Genomic DNA, 1,844 nt, shown 5'->3' with positions numbered 1-1,844 from the left:
GGAAGAAGATCAGGATTTATTATTGTATTACGCCTTAATGGAATTCAGACATAGAATCATGCTTGACTATATTAGACCTCTGGAAGAAGAAAAAGTTCCGCCTGATTTTTCTGAAATATTAAAAGATATCGAAGATAAACAAGGCAAGCTGAATGGCTTGCTTGAATATTATTTTAACTTTTTCAGAGGGATGTACGAATATAATAATCATGACTATATTAAAGCGAGCTCTTTTTACAGGCGTGCAGAAAAGAAGCTCCGTCATGTGGAAGACGAAATCGAGAGAGCGGAATTTCATTTTAAAATGGCTGAAATCTTTTATCATATGAAGCAAAGCCATGTGTCAATGAACTATGCGCTCCAGGCCATTGAAACGTATCGGCGCATGAGACTTACAAGGTGCGGAGAATTCAGTGTGAATTTGTGATTGCCGGGAACTACGACGATTTGGAGTCGAGCGAAAAAGCATTGCCGCATCTTGAAAATGCCCTGAAGCTTGCCCGGGAAGAAAGCCAGCGGATTTTAGAAGGACATACCTTTTACAATTTGGGGAATTGCTATTACAAGATGGGGAAAGCAGATCAAGCAGCTGAATACTTTCACAAGGCTGTTGTGATTTATAAGGAAGAGACTTCTGATACTCTCACAAAAGCATGTTTCAGTCTTGCCCTTGCGTATTTTAAGCTAAAGCAAAACGAACAGGCTCATGATATTTTTAAAGAAGGCTTTAAAATCGCTCAACAATCAAATGATGCGATATATATATCAAAATATCATTTCTTACAAGCTTTATATATAAATGAAGACGGCATGGATTCACTATCGGAGACTTTTCAGCTGCTAGAGTCAAGAAAAATGTATCCAGACATAGAAGACCTGGCTTTAGAAGCGGCTGAATACTATAATGAAATTGGGCTCTTGAGCGATTCGGTTTATTTCTATCAAATCGTATTCAACGCCCGCAAACAAATCAAAAAAGGGGACTGGTCGTATGAAGTCTAAGCTGTTGTTAACCGCCGCTGCTTCAGTCATTGGATTGTCTTTAACAAGTCTTGCGCTACCGGCAAAGACAGAAGATGTGAGCACGGCAGAAAGAAATGTGACATCTAATACATCCCCGGTTCAAATCGCAGAAAGAAACGTAACATCGAAACCATCCGCCCCGGTTCAAACAGCGGAAAGAAACGTAACATCAAAACCATCTGCACCGATTCATACCGCAGAAAGAAATATGACATAAAGGCATTTGAGAGGAAAAAACGGCAGTGCTTCGCAGGCGGAGCACTGCTTTTTTGCTTTCAGTTATGACATGAATAATTCATGAAGAATGAGAACATCATAAAGTTACTATAAGATCAAGGAGGAAAGAAAATGCCATTAGTACCTTATGATCCATTTAAACATTTGAATAGCGTCAGAAGGGAATTTGATCGGGTTTTTGCGGATTTTCCGGCGACTTTCGGAGGGGAACACGGCTTTGGAGAAATTCGGGTAGACGTGCACGAAACCGAAAGTGAAATCGTAGCTTCCTGCGACATTCCCGGACTCGAAAGCAAGGAAGATGTTCATATTGATGTCGAAAACAATATGCTGCATATCAGCGGCTCAGTAAACAGATCAAACGAAGTAAAAGAGGAAAACATCCACAGGAAAGAACGGTTTGTCGGACGTTTTCACAGGTCGGTCACACTTCCGGGGCCGGTTTCGACTGAAGGAATCAAAGCGTCCTATAAAAACGGGGTGCTGGAAGTACGAATGCCGAAAGACATGAAGGAGCAGAAAAAAAGAATAGATGTCGAATTTCATTAAGATGAGGTCCCTCAAGTGGAGTGACCCCTGTCAAG

2 protein-coding genes and 1 pseudogene are annotated in these 1,844 nt (G+C 41.0%); all 3 read left to right on the top strand.

The window, feature by feature from the left end; genetic code table 11:
- Positions 1-1,002: pseudogene (locus V7126_RS22290) on the top strand (tetratricopeptide repeat protein); the annotation flags it as partial.
- Positions 992-1,240 carry a hypothetical protein gene (locus tag V7126_RS22285; protein ID WP_175077071.1) on the top strand — a complete coding sequence of 83 codons (249 nt, stop codon included), beginning with the start codon at positions 992-994 and terminating at the stop codon, positions 1,238-1,240. The pseudogene V7126_RS22290 and the gene V7126_RS22285, both read left to right, overlap by 11 nt.
- Positions 1,241-1,371: 131 nt before the next feature.
- Entirely contained in the window at positions 1,372-1,809 is a 438-nt protein-coding gene (locus tag V7126_RS22280) for an Hsp20/alpha crystallin family protein (protein WP_128748174.1), read from the top strand.
- Positions 1,810-1,844: the final 35 nt, after the last annotated feature.

This window comes from Bacillus sp. JJ675, assembly GCF_036963165.1.
GTDB classification, from domain to species: Bacteria; Bacillota; Bacilli; order Bacillales; family Bacillaceae; genus Bacillus; species Bacillus glycinifermentans.
The sequence above is the reverse complement of the archived record's forward strand: the minus strand, read 5'-3'. Positions and strand labels throughout refer to the sequence as shown.

Bases quoted from the DNA above. Each gene is read 5' to 3' on its own strand.
- V7126_RS22280 (WP_128748174.1), top strand. From the start codon at position 1,372: ATGCCATTAGTACCTTATGATCCATTTAAACATTTGAATAGCGTCAGA.
- V7126_RS22285 (WP_175077071.1), top strand. From the start codon at position 992: ATGAAGTCTAAGCTGTTGTTAACCGCCGCTGCTTCAGTCATTGGATTG.